The organism is Pannonibacter indicus (genome assembly GCF_001418225.1).
Lineage (GTDB): Bacteria > Pseudomonadota > Alphaproteobacteria > Rhizobiales > Stappiaceae > Pannonibacter > Pannonibacter indicus.
Genome location: NZ_LIPT01000006.1, coordinates 1 through 16,550, shown reverse-complemented (window position 1 = coordinate 16,550; position 16,550 = coordinate 1). Strand labels below are relative to the sequence as shown.

Annotated in this window: 16 protein-coding genes; 8 read left to right on the top strand and 8 right to left on the bottom strand. The window is 63.5% G+C overall.

Annotated elements, in window-relative coordinates:
* Positions 1-14: 14 nt before the first annotated feature.
* The gene (locus ASC48_RS10525; RefSeq protein ID WP_055455721.1) at positions 15-533 is read right to left on the bottom strand and encodes a GNAT family N-acetyltransferase; all 519 of its coding nucleotides are present in this window, start codon (positions 531-533) and stop codon (positions 15-17) included.
* A gap of 426 nt (positions 534-959) precedes the next feature.
* On the opposite strand from ASC48_RS10525, the gene ASC48_RS10520 reads away from it, so the two are divergent.
* Positions 960-1,418 carry a DUF2794 domain-containing protein gene (locus ASC48_RS10520; protein WP_055455720.1) on the top strand — a complete coding sequence of 153 codons (459 nt, stop codon included), beginning with the start codon at positions 960-962 and terminating at the stop codon, positions 1,416-1,418.
* An 83-nt stretch (positions 1,419-1,501) separates the two neighbouring features.
* Here the strand turns inward: ASC48_RS10520 and ASC48_RS10515 are convergent, their stop codons facing one another.
* The 4 genes from ASC48_RS10515 to ASC48_RS10500 form a co-directional block, all read right to left on the bottom strand.
* The gene (locus tag ASC48_RS10515) at positions 1,502-3,538 is read right to left on the bottom strand and encodes a S8 family peptidase (RefSeq protein ID WP_167345132.1); all 2,037 of its coding nucleotides are present in this window, start codon (positions 3,536-3,538) and stop codon (positions 1,502-1,504) included.
* A 157-nt stretch (positions 3,539-3,695) separates the two neighbouring features.
* Positions 3,696-4,478: a Bax inhibitor-1/YccA family protein gene (locus ASC48_RS10510; protein WP_055455718.1), complete on the bottom strand. Its 783-nt coding sequence runs from the start codon at positions 4,476-4,478 to the stop codon at positions 3,696-3,698.
* Positions 4,479-4,679: 201 nt separating this feature from the next.
* Positions 4,680-7,259: an ABC transporter permease gene (locus ASC48_RS10505; RefSeq protein WP_055455717.1), complete on the bottom strand. Its 2,580-nt coding sequence runs from the start codon at positions 7,257-7,259 to the stop codon at positions 4,680-4,682.
* The gene (locus tag ASC48_RS10500) at positions 7,256-7,963 is read right to left on the bottom strand and encodes an ABC transporter ATP-binding protein (protein WP_055455716.1); all 708 of its coding nucleotides are present in this window, start codon (positions 7,961-7,963) and stop codon (positions 7,256-7,258) included. The genes ASC48_RS10505 and ASC48_RS10500 overlap by 4 nt, the downstream gene beginning before the upstream one ends.
* Before the next feature lie 157 nt (positions 7,964-8,120).
* On the opposite strand from ASC48_RS10500, the gene ASC48_RS10495 reads away from it, so the two are divergent.
* From ASC48_RS10495 to ASC48_RS10480, 4 genes are all read left to right on the top strand, one after another.
* On the top strand, positions 8,121-8,762 hold the full coding sequence (locus ASC48_RS10495; RefSeq protein WP_208975657.1) for an arylesterase: 642 nt from the start codon (positions 8,121-8,123) through the stop codon (positions 8,760-8,762).
* A gap of 92 nt (positions 8,763-8,854) precedes the next feature.
* Positions 8,855-9,907: an aldo/keto reductase gene (locus tag ASC48_RS10490; protein ID WP_055455714.1), complete on the top strand. Its 1,053-nt coding sequence runs from the start codon at positions 8,855-8,857 to the stop codon at positions 9,905-9,907.
* 197 nt (positions 9,908-10,104) lie between these two features.
* The gene (thpR, locus tag ASC48_RS10485; protein WP_050475124.1) at positions 10,105-10,641 is read left to right on the top strand and encodes an RNA 2',3'-cyclic phosphodiesterase; all 537 of its coding nucleotides are present in this window, start codon (positions 10,105-10,107) and stop codon (positions 10,639-10,641) included.
* Positions 10,642-10,721: 80 nt separating this feature from the next.
* Complete coding sequence (locus ASC48_RS10480; RefSeq protein WP_055455713.1) at positions 10,722-11,174, top strand: hypothetical protein; 453 nt, start codon at positions 10,722-10,724, stop codon at positions 11,172-11,174.
* Positions 11,175-11,198: 24 nt separating this feature from the next.
* Here the strand turns inward: ASC48_RS10480 and ASC48_RS10475 are convergent, their stop codons facing one another.
* Both ASC48_RS10475 and ASC48_RS10470 read right to left on the bottom strand, forming a co-directional pair.
* Entirely contained in the window at positions 11,199-11,594 is a 396-nt protein-coding gene (locus ASC48_RS10475; protein ID WP_082206148.1) for a YkvA family protein, read from the bottom strand.
* Positions 11,595-11,688: 94 nt separating this feature from the next.
* The gene (locus ASC48_RS10470) at positions 11,689-13,395 is read right to left on the bottom strand and encodes an acyl-CoA dehydrogenase family protein (protein WP_082440083.1); all 1,707 of its coding nucleotides are present in this window, start codon (positions 13,393-13,395) and stop codon (positions 11,689-11,691) included.
* A 170-nt stretch (positions 13,396-13,565) separates the two neighbouring features.
* Here ASC48_RS10470 and ASC48_RS10465 point away from each other — a divergent pair, with 170 nt between their 5' ends.
* Complete coding sequence (locus tag ASC48_RS10465; protein WP_055455859.1) at positions 13,566-14,459, top strand: YihY/virulence factor BrkB family protein; 894 nt, start codon at positions 13,566-13,568, stop codon at positions 14,457-14,459.
* Here the strand turns inward: ASC48_RS10465 and ASC48_RS10460 are convergent.
* Positions 14,431-15,309 carry a DMT family transporter gene (locus ASC48_RS10460; RefSeq protein WP_055455711.1) on the bottom strand — a complete coding sequence of 293 codons (879 nt, stop codon included), beginning with the start codon at positions 15,307-15,309 and terminating at the stop codon, positions 14,431-14,433. The two genes, ASC48_RS10465 and ASC48_RS10460, sit on opposite strands and share 29 nt — an antisense overlap.
* A 266-nt stretch (positions 15,310-15,575) precedes the next feature.
* On the opposite strand from ASC48_RS10460, the gene ASC48_RS10455 reads away from it, so the two are divergent.
* Both ASC48_RS10455 and ASC48_RS10450 read left to right on the top strand, forming a co-directional pair.
* A complete protein-coding gene (locus tag ASC48_RS10455) occupies positions 15,576-16,256 on the top strand; it encodes a hypothetical protein (protein WP_208975655.1) in 681 nt (226 codons plus the stop codon).
* A 60-nt stretch (positions 16,257-16,316) separates the two neighbouring features.
* The coding region (locus ASC48_RS10450) for a transposase (protein ID WP_055455710.1) at positions 16,317-16,550 on the top strand (234 nt) is incomplete at its 3' end.

Genomic DNA, 16,550 nt, shown 5'->3' with positions numbered 1-16,550 from the left:
CCGGCAGGCGCGGTTCACCGCTCCGCCTCGTGCCAGCAATAGATGGACAGCTCCAGCCGCCTGCTGCCTGTCTGGTGCCAGGAGCGGCCGGCCGGTACGCCGCCAAGGGCGGCATAGAAGCCGCAGGCCGGTTCATTGTCCGTCAGCACGCGCACCGCAAGGCCCTTGAGGCCGCGCCGCTCAAGGCAGGTTCTGACGCTGGCAAACAATCTGCGGCCAAAGCCGAGGCCCTGATATTCCGGTTTGAGATAAAGCTCGTACACCTCCCCGGCGCAGCCGGTGCCCCGCATGCGGCAGGGGCCATAGCTGGCATAGCCTGCCACCTCGCCTGCCACTTCCAGCACTTCGATCTCGACACCCTTGTCGATGGCGTCATGCCACCAGCCGCCGCTGCGGCGGGCTACAAAACGCTCCAGGTCCAGCCCGTCGAGCATGCCCCGGTAGGCAAGGCGCCACGCCTGCGCATGCACGGCCGCAAGGCTGGCCGCGTCATCATGTCGTGCGGGGCGCAGTTCCACGAGGCTCGTCGTCATGGGCAGATGATAGCCGGGCGGGAGGCAAACAGGAAGCAGGCAATGAAGAGGGAGGTGCGCCGTCTTCCGCAACGGCAAATGAAAAGGGCCAGCACGAGTGCTGGCCCTTCAGGTGCCCGTTCGAATGTACTTCAGCACTCAACCTGATCAGCTCCGTTCCGGGGGGCTGGGGGGCTAATGCGTACCGGAACCAGAACCGTTCAGGCCGAACGGGTATGATCATAAGATGGTGGGCCAACGTGGCGTGTGAAGGGCTCAATTGAGGCAAAAGCAAGGTATCTTTTCAGCATTCCTGCGGCCTCAAAACCCTGCCACACGCAGGCTTGCCAGTGAGGTCCGCAAGGGGCATCATGACAAGTCAATGACATATCCTCGCCGGCAGGCATCAGCAGGTCTGATTCCGCAGCAAGGTTGACGGGAGGTGGCATGAGCGAAAGCGAAGGAGATGCAGCCGGACAGCCGCAAGGCTTTCCCTCTGAGATGCCCGTCCGGCCGGACAGTCCGCCCGGTGCCAGTTCCCAGAACAATGCTCTCCAGCACGGTGCTGCCCAGTCCACCGTCCCGCAGATCCCGGCGAAACCCGTCGTTGCCTTTGACCGGAGAGAGCTCGACCAGATCCTGCGCATCTATGGCCGCATGGTCGCCGATGGAGAGTGGCGGGACTATGCCATCGACCTGATGAAGGACCGGGCCGTGTTCTCCGTCTTCCGCCGCAGCAGCGAAATGCCGCTTTACCGGATCGAGAAGGACCCGAAGCTTGCCCGCCGCCAGGGCGCCTACAGCGTGGTGGCCACGGGCGGCATGGTGCTCAAGCGCGGGCACGAGCTGGCATCTGTTCTCAAGGTCTTCGAAAAGAAGCGCCATCTGCGGCTGGTGGATGCCTGAGCGCAGGCAGATTGCCCGTGACGGATACGAAGCCCCCGGACCGTCTGATCCGGGGGCTTTTCTTCCAGCTTTTCCTTTAAGCCTCAGAAGCGCAGGCTCAACTCGGCGTTGACTGAATGGGACTGGGCGTTACGGCGCAGTTCGCCGCCGTAGGACAGCTTGCCGGTCAGCTTCTGGCTGGCATTGGTGGCGGCAACGCCAAGGTTGAGCCGTCCGATATCGCGGCCAAGATCCGGGGCCGCGCTGTTGACGGAGCTTCCGAGCAGCTGAACCTTGCGGCCCGCGGCAACCGGACCCAGGGCGCGGGCATAAGAGAGATCCATCATCGGCGTCACGCTGTAGCTGCCGAAGGCGACCGGCATGGCCGACAGGCGCAGGCCAACACCGGTTTCCGAACCGGTGGCGGTGGAGCTGCGCAGGCTGGCGTTGAACACGTCGGCGCCCGTTTCGCTGCCGGACCCGAGCCACTGGTGGCGCACACGGCCATGGACATAGGGCCGGGCCAGCAGGCCTTCGGTCTCGAAGGTCATGCCGATACGGGCGGAGGCGGAGAGGCCGAGATCCTTGGTCTTGGTCTGGCCGTTGACGGCCACGCTGGTGCCCGAGCCGGTGATGTTCTTGCGGTCGAGCGTATTTTCGAAGCGCGAGAAGCTGGATGCGGCTTCGAGGAAATAGCGGTCGTAGGTGTAGCCGCCATAGATCAGGGCATGCAGGCCGTTGATCCGGGCGCGGTCACCGGCGCTGCGCATCGAGGAGGTGCTGAAGCCGCCGGCGGCGCCAAGGCGCAGATTCTCGGTTGCGATGAATTCACCGCCCACCAGCAGGCCTGCGCTGCGGCTGGTGGAGGAGGCGGAGGTGGAGGTACCGTCCATCAGGCTGATGCCGGCCAGCGACTGCGCCCAGAAGCGGCGGCTTGCTTCGCTGGGCGCTGCCCCATTGGTGGAGATGGCGACGGCTGGACCGGCGGGATCCAGCAGCGAGCTGGCGCGCTGCTCGGTGATGCCCATCACCGTATTGACCGCCTGCGTCTGTACCTGTGCGGTCTGGGAGAAGGCGGCAACCTTTTTCACATCATTGGTGCTGGTCAGCCTGTCGAGGCTCAGCAGGCCCCAGCCATACTGGCTGTCGATGCCGGCAGCACCAATGTCTGTGGCAGTCATCAGGACGAGGCGTGCCAGTTCCTGCGGCGTGGCGTTGGGATACATCTGCTGGGCGATCGCCAGCGCACCCGTGACATGCGGTGTGGCCATCGAGGTGCCCGACATACGCACGTAATCACCGGTGTTGGCGGTCGAGTAAATGCCGCCTGTTGTCTCGTCGTCATCGCCGCCCGGTGCGGCTATGCACCACATCATGGTCACGCCACAGTGGTTGGAATAGGAGGGGGTGATGCCGTTCTGGCCGACGGCGGTTACCGAGATCCAGCTGGCCTTCAGTTCCGGATAGAGATAGGGCAGTGCCGATTCAATGCCTGCATCCGCCGCGCCGTCGTTGCCTGTCGCCCAGACCATCACCGCGCCGCGGCTGGCTGCATCCCGCACAGCGGCCAGCAGCACCGCGTTGTCGGCTTCGAAGGTTGTCCGGTCCATCGCCAGATCGCCGGTCGGGGTGTAGACATAGCTGCCCCAGGAATTGTTGAAAATGCGGATGCCATTGTCCAGGGCATAGTCAAGCACACGGGCGACATATTCGTTTTCGATGTCACCGGCGCTGTCCATGATGGCAAGGTTGGCGAGCCTCACACCCGGCGCAACGCCCATCATGCCGGTGCCATTGGCCGATGCGCCGATAATGCCGGCCACATGGGTGCCGTGGCCATTGGCGTCGGTGAAGGTCGCCATCTCCTCGGCGCCGTTATAGTTCAGGGCGCTGAGGTTGGCGATGAGATCCGGATGGCTGGCCAGGATGCCGCTGTCGAGGACACCGATTGTGACACCGGCTCCGGTGTAGCCACGGGAATGAGCGATCGGGGCGCCGGTCATCAGCAGACCCCACTGGGCATCATATTCGTTGACAGGCAGCAGCGGGGCTGCATGCGATGCAGCTATGGACAGCGAGAAAGTGGTAACCGCCGTGGCGCCGAGAAGCGCGGAGCGCAGAAAATGGGTGTGTTTACGCATGTCAGCCCTGGAAAAAAACAGAAACAGGCTTTCCATATCGTCCAGAACTGATTTGTGTTCAATCAATGGCCGGTGATGGCGATTTCCGGGGGCTTCAGAAAATGGAAAGGGCGCGGAGGTAATCCGCGCCCTCGAACTTTTCTGCTGTGTGCCGCAGTTATTCGCGGTTGCCGAAGAGCTGCAGCAGCATGAGGAAGAGGTTGATGAAGTCGAGGTAGAGGCGCAGGGCACCCATGATCGACTTCTTCGCGGCCACTTCGCCGGAGTCGCCTTCGTAGTACATTTCCTTGATCTGCTGGGTGTCATAGGCGGTGAGGCCTGCGAACATCAGCACGCCGATCACCGAGACAGCGAACTGCAGGGCGGAAGACGCCAGGAAGATGTTGACCACCGAGGCGATGATGATGCCGATCAGGCCCATCAGCAGGAACGAGCCCCAGCCCGACAGGTCCTTCTTGGTGGTGTAGCCATAGAGGCTCAGCGCACCGAAGGAAGCTGCGGTGATGAAGAACACGCGTGCGATCGATCCGCCCGTGTAGACGAGGAAGATCGAGGACAGGGACGCACCCATGAGGGCGGCATAGACCCAGAAGCTGACCTGCGCGGTCGAGGCACTCATGGACTGGATGCGCATGGAGAGGAAGAACACCATCCCCAGCGGGGCCAGCATGATCAGCCACTTGAGCGGCGAGGCATAGAGCGCATAGCCAAGCTGCGAGAGCATCGTGCCATTGCCGAGAACAGCAGCGGCGGCTGCCGGATCAGTGGTCGTCGCAAACTGGGCAAGGCCCAGGGCGATGAAGCCCGTGATGGCAAGACCGATGGTCATGTAGTTGTAGACGCCCAGCATGTAAGAGCGCAGGCCCTGGTCAATGCCGGCATCGGCGTAGCGGCCGGCGACCGCGTACGGTGCTTCATTTTTCCGGTCGAACGTCGACATGTATTGTTTCCCCTTCATGGTTATGCGGGAGGGACACTCCCGAACCGCCTCGACGGAGCAAGTCCGTTTGCAGAGGAATATGGGCGGGGTTCCGCCATCGCACAAGGGCAAATGGTCCAAAAAACGCTTCCGGGAAGATTACAAAATCTCCATCTGAGGTCCCCGGCGCCGGTGAAAAGGTGCCGGAAGACCGTCTTCGGGTCACAGATTGCGCAGCACCGGCGCAGGTTTCTTGCCCAGCACGCGCCATGTGCCGATGAGGCCGAAGCCGACGGTCAGCACCAGCGCGGCAAGGGCCGCAGCGACTGCGGTGCCCGGGAGCAGCGTGAAGGACCCGTTCATCACCTGCGTGATCACGAACCAGGCGGCAATGGACCCGGCCAGCACTGCAAAGACCGCCGTACCGAGGCCGAGCATCGCATATTCCATCGCATAGGCGCCGGTCAGCCTGGCGCGGGTGGCACCAAGCGTCTTCAGGATCACCGCGTCATAGATGCGGCTGCGGTTTCCGGCCGCCAGCGCTCCGGCCAGCACCAGAATGCTGGAAATGAGCGTGATGGCGGAGGCCGCACGTATGGCGACGGCAAGCTGGGCGACAAGATCATTCACCTGCGCCAGCGCATCCTTGACGCGGATGGCCGTGACTGTCGGGAAGGCGGAGGAGACGGTTTTCAAAAGGCCAAGCTCGCGCTCTGCCGGCACATCCCGATCCCAGGTCACGGTCATCAGGAAGGCGTGCGGGGCACCGGCGAAGGTGTTGGAGGAGAAGACCATCACGAAATTGATGGCGAGCGACTCCCATTCCACCTTGCGGGTGTTGGCGATCTTCGCGGTGATCTCCCGGCCCAGCACGTTGACGGTGATCCGGTCACCGACCGCAAGGCCAAGTTCGGTGGCCAGTTCGTCATCGAAGGAGACCAGCGGCTCGCCGCTGTAGCCCTCCGGCCACCACTCACCTTTCATCAGGGTGGAGTTGGCCGGCAGGCTGTCCTGATAGGTGATGCCCCTGTCGCCGCGCAGCACCCAGGCGGCACTGGCCGGCGGGGTGATCTGGTTGACCGGCACATCCTTGAGGCTGACGAGGCGGCCGCGCAGCATGGGCACGCTCTGGATCTTCGCGTCCCCGGCTTCCTGCTGCAGCAAGATGGCGAAGGCATCGCGCTCGGTGCTCTGGATGTCGATGAAGAAGAAGCTTGGGGCCTTTTCGGCAATCGTCGCCGTCAGCTCCCGGCGCAGGTTGCCGTCGATGAGGGCCAGCGACACCAGCAGGGTGAGGCCAAGGCCGAGCGACAGCACCACAGAAGAGGTGAGCGCGCCCGGCCGGTGGATGTTGGAAATGGCGAGTCTGAGGCCGGTGGAGCGCACCTGCGGCGCCTTGCGGGCGGCAAGCATCATCAGCCGTGCCACCCCGCCCAGCAGCAGGAAGGAAGCGGTGGAGGCCATCACATAGATCGAGGCAATGCGCCGGTCTTCAGCCAGGAAGATGGCGATGCCTGCCAGCGACACGGCGGCAACCAGCGTTGCGGCCAGATAGCGCTTGCGCGGCCAGACCTTGACGCCCGTCACCTGATCGCGGAAGAGGGCAGTGGGCGGCACGTCATGGGCGCGGCCCAGCGGCCAGATGGCGAAGGCAAGCGCCGTCAGCAGGCCGTAGAGAAGCCCGAGGCCAAGTTCCGGGGGATAGATGGACACCGCCAGCTTGACCGGCAGCAGGCCGGAGATGGCGCCCGCCGCGGCGAAGGGTATGGCCGCTCCGGCGGCAAGACCGACGGCGATGCCGACGGCGGCGATGATCATCATCTGGATCAGATAGATGCGGAAGACGAGATCACTGCTGGCGCCGAGGCACTTGAAACTGGCGATCACCTCGCGCTTGCTTTCAAGGAAGGCCCGTACCGCGTTGGCAACACCGACCCCGCCGACGACCAGCGCGGTGAGACCCACCAGCGTCAGAAACTGGGTGAAGCGCTCGATGTTGCGCTCCAGCCCCGGCGAGGCACTGGCGCGGGACTGGATGCGCCAGCCCGCTTGCGGGAATTTTTCACGGGCCTGCTCGATAAGGCGGATGATGCTGTCATCCGTGATATTGGACGGCAGCTTGACCATGTAAGACCAGGTGACGAGGCTGCCGGGCTGAACGAGGCCAGTTTCGGGCAGGGCGGCTTCGTTCAGCATCAGGCGCGGGCCGAATTCCAGCCCGCCGGAGAGCTTGTCCGGTTCGGTGTCGATCACGCCGGTGACGGTGACCGTGGCGCGGCCGACGGAGAGCTTGTCACCGGTTTCGAGACCGAGGCGGGCGAGCAGAGAGGCATCGGCGACGGCACCAAAATTGCCATCGGGCTGGCGGCCCATGGCCTCGGCAGGATTGGCGCCGCCTTGAAGCGTGAGAGTGCCGTAAAGCGGATAGGCGCCATCGACGGATTTCAGCTCGACAAGCGCTTGATCGCTGCCGTCGGTCTTGCGGGCCATGGCGCGCAGGGCCGCAGTGCGGGTGACTTCGCCAAGGCTCTGCACATAGGCATATTCGGCGGCATCGGCCTCGCGGTGGACGAGGCGGAAGGACATGTCGCCGCCGAGGATCGCCTGCCCCTCGTTGGAAATGCCTTCCGTCAGGGCCCGCGATACCGAGGCAACGCCCGCGATGGCGGCAACGCCAAGGGCAATGCAGGCGATGAAGATGTAAAAGCCCTTCAAGCCGCCGCGCAGTTCGCGCAGGGCAAAGCGGAAGGCGAGGGCGAGCGAACTGTTGCCGCCTGACGGGGCCGGGGCAAAGGCCGTCATGCGCTGGCCTCCGCCGGGGAGGCGTGATGCTCCTCCTCCACCTGGCCGGAGCGCATGCGCACCACCCGGTCGCAGCGTTCGGCCAGCGCCGGGTCATGGGTCACCAGCACCAGCGTGGTGCGGCGGCGGGCAATGGCCGAGAACATCAGCTCGACGATCTGCTCGCCGGTTGCAGCGTCGAGGTTGCCGGTCGGCTCGTCGGCGATGAGGATTTCCGGCTCTACCACCAGCGCCCGTGCGACGGCCACGCGCTGCTGCTCGCCGCCGGACATCTGTGCCGGATAGTGGGAGAGGCGGTGGCCGAGGCCCACGGCTTCAAGTTCCGCGCGGGCCTTGTCGAAGGCCTTGGGGTCGCCGGCAAGCTCCAGCGGCACGGCAACATTTTCCAGCGCCGTCATGTTGGGCACCAGATGGAAGGACTGGAAGATGATGCCGACATTGCGGCCGCGGAAGCGGGCAAGCTGGTCTTCGTTCAGCGGCGTCAGCTCGGAGCCTGCAACGATGACCGAGCCCTTGTCGGCCCGCTCCAGCCCGGCCATCACCATCAGCAGGGTGGACTTGCCAGAGCCCGATGGGCCAACCAGACCAGTCGAACTGCCGGCCTCGATTTCCAGATCGACACCCTTGAGAATGTGAACCCGGCCTGCGCCGTCTCCGAGGCTGAGGTGAACTCCCTTGAGCGCAATGGCTGGTCCAGTCGTCATGTGTGACCCTATATAGGTTGGGTGCCTGGATGAGATCTGCGCGGTGCCGCTGCCGTTTCACTGCGGTGCCAGCCCATCGGGCAACGAAAAGTATGGTCCCGCAACCTGCGGGTTTCGGGTGCATATGGGGCCCTGTCACGGAGTGATCCAGACCGCCATGTTCAAGTTTGTGTATCTGTTTGTCGCAATTGCGGTGTCTGCAAGCCTTTCTTCTGGCCATGCGCTTGCCAATGACGCAGCTGTGAAGATTGTTGTCCTCGGGGACAGCCTGTCGGCGGGCTATCAGCTCGCCCCTGATGAGGCCTTTCCGGTGCAACTGGAAAAGGCGCTGAAGGAAAGGGGTGAGAACGTCACCGTGATCAACGCGGGTGTCTCCGGTGATACCTCCTCCGGCGGCCTGTCGCGGCTCGACTGGTCGGTGCCGCCGGATGCGGATGCGGTGATCGTGGAACTGGGCGCCAACGACGCCCTGCGCGGCATTGATCCGGCTGCCACCCGCAAGAATATCGAAGCCATCGTCTCCCGCCTGCGGGAGCGGGGTGCCGAAGTACTGGTGGCCGGCATGATGGCGCCGCGCAATCTGGGCGAGGATTATGCCGCTGCCTTCGACCCGATCTTCGCGGACGTGGCAAAGGCCCACGATGCGCTGCTCTATCCTTTCTTCCTCGAAGGTGTGGCGATGAGGCCGGAACTCAATCTGGCTGACGGCATGCACCCCACGGGGGAAGGGGTTTCGGTCATCGTTGCCAATGTGCTACCTCTCGTGCAGGATCTCGTTGCCCGCGCCCGGCAGAAATAACCTTCTGCCCCGCCGGGTCCCGCCTTTCGCGGTTCGCCGCGCCTGTCAAATTGTCTTGAACAAAGACCTTTCGAAACACGAAGGATGTTCCGATGGATCAACGCCGTCTTGGCCGCACGGATATCATGGTCAGCTCGATCTGCCTTGGCACTATGACCTTTGGCGAGCAGAACACGGAAGCTGAAGGCCATGCCCAGCTCGACTATGCGCTGGACCATGGCGTCAACTTCTTCGACACCGCCGAGATGTATCCGATCCCGCCCAGCGGCGAGACGCAGGGGCGGACCGAGCGCATCATCGGCACCTGGCTGAAGGCGCGCGGCAACCGGGACAAGATTGTTCTGGCCACCAAGGTGGCGGGCCGTTCGGACAGCACCTATTACCGCAAGTCTGGTGAAGAGGTGCGCCTCACCCGCCCGCAGATCCGTGAGGCGATCGAGCGCAGCCTGAACAACCTGCAGACCGATTACGTCGATCTCTATCAGGTGCACTGGCCGGACCGGACGGTCCCCGGCTTCGGCTCCAACCCCACCCGCTGGAACGATCCAGTGCCGGCTGCGGACGAGACGCCGATTGCCGAAACGCTGGCGGCGCTGACTGAACTCGTCAAGGAAGGCAAGGTTCGGCACATCGGCCTGTCGAACGAAAGCGCCTGGGGCACGATGACCTATCTGAAGCTGGCCGAGACCGAAGGCCTTGCCCGGCCGGTGTCGATCCAGAACGCCTACAACATGCTGAACCGCACCTTCGACACGGGGCTGGCCGAAGTCTCCTTACGCGAGGATGTCGGCCTGCTCGGCTATTCGCCGCTGGCGCAAGGCACACTGACGGGCAAGTATCTGGATGGCGCGCTGCCTGCCGGATCGCGCAAGCAGCTCTACAACCGGCTGCAGCGCTATGAGAAGCCGGGCGCCGAAGAAGCCATCCGCGCCTATGTGGAGCTGGCCCGGTCGGCCGGCATGGATCCGGCGCAGCTGGCCATCGCCTTCCCGCTGACCCGCAGCTTCATGACCTCGGTGATCATCGGTGCCACCTCCATGGCGCAGCTGCAGGTGGCCATCGGTGCGGCGGATCTGAAGCTTTCGCCGGAGCTGATCGACAAGATCGACCTGCTGCACCAGATGCATGGCAACACCTCGCCCTGATCTGTGTGATGGCCTGTGACATGGCTGCCGCAAGGGCAGGGAGAGCCTGCGAATCAACAGCTTGTGCGGCGCGTTTTGCGCCGCGCTTCATTTCGGGAGCGCAAAGCCCCGTCTTTTCAAGGCCTTTGCGAATTTCCTTGCGCAGTGCGGCAAGATGTCCCCTGATGGAGGGACCAGCGACAGCGGAGGGTTGCCCGATGCCGCGATTGTTTACAGGTCTCGAAATTCCGGCCCAAACCGGCCTGCACCTGTCCATGCTCCGCGGAGGCCTGCGGGGCGCCCGCTGGATTGATCCCGAAAACTACCACATCACCCTGCGCTTCATCGGCGATATCGATGACCGCACGGCTGACGAGGTGGCCGATGCCCTGTCGCGCATCCGGCGGGACCCGATCGAAATCCGGCTCAATGGCCTTGGCTCCTTCGGCAATGGTAAGCCGCATTCCATCTGGGCGCGGGTGGAGCCGTCCGCCCAGCTGGCCGAGCTTCAGGCTGAGCAGGAGCGTATCCTGCAGCGGCTGGGGCTGCCGCCGGAGCGGCGCAAGTACATGCCGCATGTCACGATTGCCCGCTGCAAGACGGCCAGCAACGCCGATGTTGCCCGCTGGCTGACGGAGCGCGGCAGTTTTCAGGCACCAACTTTCCTTGCCGGGCGCTTTGTCCTGTTCTCCTCCCGTGCCAGCATCGGCGGCGGACCCTATCTTGTCGAGGAAGCCTTTCCGCTGGCCGCGTAAAGGGTGGGGCAATTGGCCTGCCTTGAAACGGGCCAGTTGGCGCGGCAGGCTGGGACCGGTTTCAGGCAGGGGCAGAAAGCATGATTGACGGCGGTTTGCTGGTGCTGCAGGTGGTCAAGGCGGTGACCGGTTTCATTTTGGGGCTGCTGGGGGCGGCGGGCTTTCTGGCCTTCGGCTTTTTCCGGGATGTGTTTGCGCAGCAGGACCCGGTGATGGCCGGTGCGGTCACCGGCACGGCGCTCGTCTCTGCGGCCTTTCTGGGGGCGCTTGCCTTCGCGCCCTCTTTCATCGCCATCGCTCTTGCCGAAGTGCTGCGGCTGCGCAGCATCGTCTATCATGTGGGGCTGGCGGGGCTGATCGCGGCCGGGCTCTGGATCATGAGGGACGGCAGCCTCGCCGCCAATGGCCGCAGCGGGTGGCTGCCGGGCACCACGGTGGCGCTGGCCTCCGGCTTTACCGGCGGCATCATCTACTGGGTGATTGCCGGGCGCACATCCGGCTGCTGGAGAAGCACGGCCGACAGGCCGGGCTGAGACTGCTTTGAAGTTCCGTCCGGATCAGAGCGGCCTGTTGCCGGCGAGAACGTCTTTCGCAGCCTCGGTATGTTCCGGCCGCATATGGGCACGCACCATCGCGATGGCGCCCATCAGCACGGTGGCATCGTCGCCAAAGCCGATACCGAGGATGAAATCCGGCACCAGGTCCAGCGGCAGGACGAAATAGGCCAGCGCCGCCAGCAGCGTGGCGCGCACCTTGCGCGGGGTTGCCGGATCAAGCGCACAGAAATAGGCGGCCACCACATCTTCCATGAAGGGCACCTGCCGGGCCGCCTTGCGCAGCGTCTCCAGCAGCTTTTCGCGGACACGGCGTGACTTCTGCTCGTCCGTGCCCAGCTCCGGCCCAAGGATTTCCGGATCAAAGCCGGGTGCTTCGGTATGATGCGTCATGGCCATCCTCTCCGCAGCCGGTGCTTCTTGTGCTTGCCGGCTACGGACAGAATATGGTGGCGCCGCGCTGCAGCCTCAAGGGATGGCAGCCGGACGCCCGTCAGAGCGCCCGGGTTTCCAGCAAGCGCCGGGCGATCACCTGGGCCTGGATTTCCGCCGCACCCTCGAAGATGTTGAGGATGCGGGCGTCGCAGAGCACGCGGGAAATCTGATACTCCAGCGCAAAGCCATTGCCGCCGTGGATCTGCAGGGCATTGTCCGCCGCTGCCCAGGCCACGCGCGCGCCCAGCAGCTTGGCCATGCCCGCTTCCAGATCGCAGCGGCGGCCGGAGTCCTTCTCGGCGGCGGAGAAATAGGTCAGCTGGCGGGCCAGCATCAGTTCGGCCGCCATCAGCGCCAGCTTGTCGGAAACGCGCGGAAAGCTGATCAGAGGCTTGCCGAACTGGATGCGCTCCTGCGCATAGCGAAGCCCGAGGTCGAGTGCGGCCTGCGCAACCCCCAGCGCGCGGGCGGCGGTCTGGATGCGGGCACCCTCGAACGTCTGCATCAGCTGCTTGAAGCCCTGACCGGTCTCGCCGCCAAGCAGATTTTCCGCCTTCACCTCGAAGCCGTCAAAGGCGATCTCGTATTCCTTCATGCCCCGGTAGCCGAGCACCTCGATCTCGCCGCCGGACATGCCGGGCGCAGGGAAGGGGTCCTCATCCGTGCCGCGCGGCTTCTCGGCGATGAACATGGACAGGCCCTTGTAGCCCGGCTCATCCGGATTGGTGCGGGCCAGAAGCGTCATGATGTCGGCGCGCACCGGGTGAGTGATCCAGGTCTTGTTGCCGGAAACCTTCCACACGTCCCCTTCCTTCACGGCACGGGTGCGCAGCGAGGCAAGGTCGGAGCCGGTGTTGGGTTCGGTGAAAACGGCGGTGGGCAGGATCTCGCCCGAGGCGATCTTTGGCAGCCAGTGCGCCTTCTGCTCTTCGGTGCCGCCGCACAGGATCAGCTCTGCGGCAATTTCCGAGCGGGTGCCGAGCGAGCCGACGCCGATATAGGCGCGGGAGAGCTCCTCCGAGACGACAACCATGCTCTGCTTGCCAAGGCCCATCCCGCCGTATTCCTCCGGAATGGTCAGGCCAAAGACGCCGAGTTCCGCCATCTGATTGATGACGTCGAGCGGGATATAGTCGTTGTCGAGGTGCCACTGATGTGCATGGGGGCTCACCTTGTCATCAGCAAAGCGGCGCATTTCGCTGCGGATTTGCTCCAGCGTTTCATCAAGGCCGCTGTCGCCGAAAATCGAATGGCCTTCCTGATGACGGACGAGCTCTGCAAGTTCTGCCCGCAGCTCCGGACTGGAGCCCTGCGCAATCAGCCCGGCAGAACAGGACCGCAGGGCGGCGGTGTCCGCCTCGCCTAGGCCGAGGCTGGCAAGGCGGATGAACTCGCCCTGGTTCATGGGGATGCCGCCGAGGACCTGCGCCAGATATTCGCTGAAGCCGAGGCGGAGGATCAGTTCCTCAAGGCGTCCGAGGCGCCCTTCCGTCCGCAGGCGCTGGCCATAGGCATCCATTTGCCGCAGGGCTTCCACATAGGTCGCAAGCCAGGCGAGCCCGTGGGTGGCATGCTGGTGCCGGTCCATGGCTTCCGCAGACAGGCCCTTGCCGTCCGCCACCTTCGCCCGCACGGCGCGGGTGGCGGCATCCAGCAGGGTGTCCAGCGCGGCTACGGCCTCTCCCGTTTGCGCAAACAGATGTTCCACTGCACTGTCCTCACCGGCTGCCCCACTGGCTGTCTTTTGTCCCAGAGCCATGCCCATCCGTCCGTCCCTTTGCATTTGTTGTTTGTTGCGTCGCATTCTGGAAAGCATGTTGCGCTGCACCTGCGGCTTTGTCGAGGCCACAGCTCTACGCCTTTCGGCCAAGCAGACAGTGCCGCAAAGGCAGCATGGGCTTGACGCCTGCACGCCAAACGGGCCACATCGGGGATATGAAACTGATAAAGTCTCTGCCCGCCAGCTTCCGCGTCCTGTGGGATGCGGTCAGCCATTTCAATACGGATGATGGCTGGGCCATGGCCAGCCATGTGGCGCTGTCGACGCTGCTGGCGCTGTTCCCGTTCCTGATCTTCATCGCCGCCCTCACCGGTTTTCTGGGGCTCTCGGGCGTGGCCGATCAGGTCTCGGCGCTGATTTTTGATGCCTGGCCGGAGAGTGTGGCGGCCCCTGTCGCTGATGAGATCAACAAGGTGCTGACGGTCCGCCGTGGTGACCTCCTGACCTTTGGCGCCGTGGCGGCCCTGTGGTTTGCCTCCAACGGGGTCAGCGCGGTGCGGCTGGCACTCAACCGGGCCTACCGGGTGCGGGAGACACGGTCCTTCATCTGGTTGCGGCTGCAGGCGATCCTGATCGTGATCCTGGGTTCGGTGGCGTTGATTGCCTTCACCTTTCTCGTGGTGCTGGCACCTCTGGTCCTGTCGGCGGCCCTCAAGTGGTTTCCGGGGCTGGCGGAAGTCTTCCAGGAACTGCACCTGACCCGCTATGTCATCGCCGGTTTCCTCGGCTTTGCCGGCCTTTATGCCATTCACTGGCTGCTCCCGGCCGGGCGCCGCAGCATGATGGATGCGCTGCCGGGGGTGGTGCTGACGCTGGTGCTCTGGGTGGCGTCCGGCACGGTCTTCGGCTGGTATCTGGCGGGCTACGCGGATTACGTCTCCACCTATGCCGGTCTGGCCGGCGTCATGTCGGCGCTGGTCTTTCTCTACATTCTTGCCGTGCTGCTGCTGATCGGCGGTGAGCTGAATGCCGCCATCCTGCGCCAGAGGACGCTGGCGCAGCGCAGGGCGGCGCGCCGGGTCACGCCGGACGGGGCTTCCGGCGGATGAACAGGATCGCCGCCATGATCAGCACCATGCCTGCGATCTGGACAAGGGTGAGCGTTTCGCCAAACAGGAAATAGCTTTCCAGCGTGGTGGCGGCGGGCACCAGATAGAACAGGGAGCCGACTTCCGCAGCCGATCCGGTCCGGATCATGTACATCAGCAAAAGGATGGCGCCGATGGACAGCACCAGCACAAGCCAGGCCATGGCGAAAATGAGCTGGGGCGACCAGGTGATCTCCCAGGTTTCGGTGAAGGTCAGCGGCACCGTGAAGAGCAATGCGCCGGCATATTGCCAGGTGGTGCCGGTCACGTGGTCTGCGCCCTGCACGAAGCGCTTCTGGTAGACCGTGCCCAGGCTGATGGCGATGACGGACACCAGCATGACGGAGACGGTAACGGAGGTGATGCCGGAGGCCGCTTCGCCAAGCTTGGGCAGCAGCACCAGGAGAAGGCCGGCAGAGCCACCGGCAAAGCCCAGCCAGTGGCGCCAGGTGATCTGTTCTTTCAATAGCCAGCCGGCCGCCAATGCCGTCACAACCGGCTGCAAGCCGACCATCAGCGCCGCTGCACCTGCGGGCAGACCCTGCCGGATGGCCCAGAACACACCGCCCAGATAGATGCCGTGCACAAGAGTGCCGGTGACCATGCAGTGAATCGCGGTTTTCACCGGCAGGTACCGGCCGGAGCCCAGCAAAACACCAAGGCTAATCAGCAACGGAACGGCGAAAGCATATCTCAAAGCCAAAAAAGCGAAGGGTTCAATGTACGGTGCTCCGAGTTTGGAGCCGATAAATCCGGTTGACCAAAGTGAAATGAATGCAATTGGGGCGAGTTTTTGTGCTTGTGTAGACATATGTCTGCCGGGTTGCGGTGTGTGATACCGATAAGAGCATGCGTGGTGAAAATTTAATCGGCAAAGGCGCCTGTTCCTAGAGGTGTATTCAGCCCGCATTAACGGCTCTTGCTGTTAAGAATATTGAGCCAGCGTGTAGTGGCTGTCACCTGATGGGGAGCGTCTGAATGATCCGGAACACACACACCATTCCAGAACAGGCCCTTTCTGCACAAACCGGTGGCGGAGGCCGGTCTGCGAACGGGCTTACAGTACGTGCGCGGATCTTGTCCATCAGTCTGATTACGGCCGTGGGCCTGCTGGTGGTGGGGGCTGCCTTCTGGTGGAGCCAGTCCAAGGTGGAAGACGCTTTCCGGGCGTCCGAAGCGAACACCAACCTGGCACGCGCGGCCTATGATTTTGCCGGTATCGCCAAACAGATGCAGATCGAGGAAAAGCTCTATCTCTCTGCTCCGTCCACTGCCGTCTTTGACAGGTTCAAGGCCGAGGCCGCCAAGGCAGACGCCGGCATTTCTTCGATTTCTGCGATGCCTTCCGCTCAGCCGCTCGCCAACGAAATGGCGGATGTGAAGGATACGCTCTCGGCCATTGGCGGTGCTTTCGCGGAGCTGCATGCCATTCAGGAAAAGATCGGCCTTGACGGCAGTTCAGGCCTCCGGGCGGATCTGACGGCTTTCGCTGACAAGGCGAAGAACCGGATCAATGACGAGCTCAAGTTCGGTGGTGCTTCCGACTTCGAGAAGCTCGTCCGTACGGTCATGGAAGTGCAGCTTGCCGAGCGCAAGTTTACCCTTTCGGGCGGTGGTTCGCGTGAGGAGTTCGACACGGCCTTTGCAATGTTCACCAAGATGCTGGGCCGGGCTTATATTCCCAATGAGGTGAAGGCCGAGATCGAGACCAGCATGACGGCTTACAAGTCCGCCTTCGATGTCTATGCGGATGCGTGATCCACCCCCATTGAACGGGTCCACCTTGAAGTATGGTTTTGACCCTGAAGGAGGACCACAATGGCAAACAAGCGACACAAGCCCGACGAGATCGTCACGAAGCTTCGGCAGGTTGAGGTTTTGCGCGGCCAAGGCATGGCGATGGCGGATGCCGTTCGCCAGATCGGCGTTTCCGAGCTGACGTTCTACCGGTGGCGTAAGCAATATGGCGGCATGAGCCGTGACCAGCTTCGGCAGTTGAAGGATCTCCAGAAGGAGAACGAACGGCTTCGCAAGGCGGTGGCGGATCTGACG